General features: G+C 40.6%; 1 protein-coding gene. It reads left to right on the forward strand.

Translation table 11 applies throughout. The features are described from left to right. The coding region (locus BTA35_RS17200) for a response regulator (RefSeq protein WP_139363747.1) at positions 1-409 on the forward strand (409 nt) is incomplete at both ends.

Raw genomic sequence — 409 nt, forward strand, 5'->3', positions numbered from 1 at the left:
CGTCATGGTCGTTTCAAGCGAGCAAAACTATGACAACCTTGAGGCTGTAAGGCAGTCAAAAGTACTGGCATTACTCCCTAAGCCATTTACGCGTCAAGATTTACATCGAGCACTGATTGCTACCATCGAATATATCAATCCTGATGAGTTAGACCTAGATCTTTACGATATTGATAACATCAGAGTACTTATTGTTGATGATAGTCGTATGGCGCGTAAGCACCTATCACGAGTGATGCAGCAAATTGGCATTACCAATATCACAGAAGCAGTTGATGGCTTAGATGCCCGCAATATTATAGAAGCTCATGCTTTTGACTTAATTTTAACAGATTACAACATGCCTAATATGGATGGTGAAGCACTGGTCAGTTACATTCGTAACGAAAGTGATCTGTCTCATGTACCT

Source organism: Oceanospirillum linum, from assembly GCF_001995095.2.
GTDB lineage: Bacteria > Pseudomonadota > Gammaproteobacteria > Pseudomonadales > Halomonadaceae > Oceanospirillum > Oceanospirillum linum.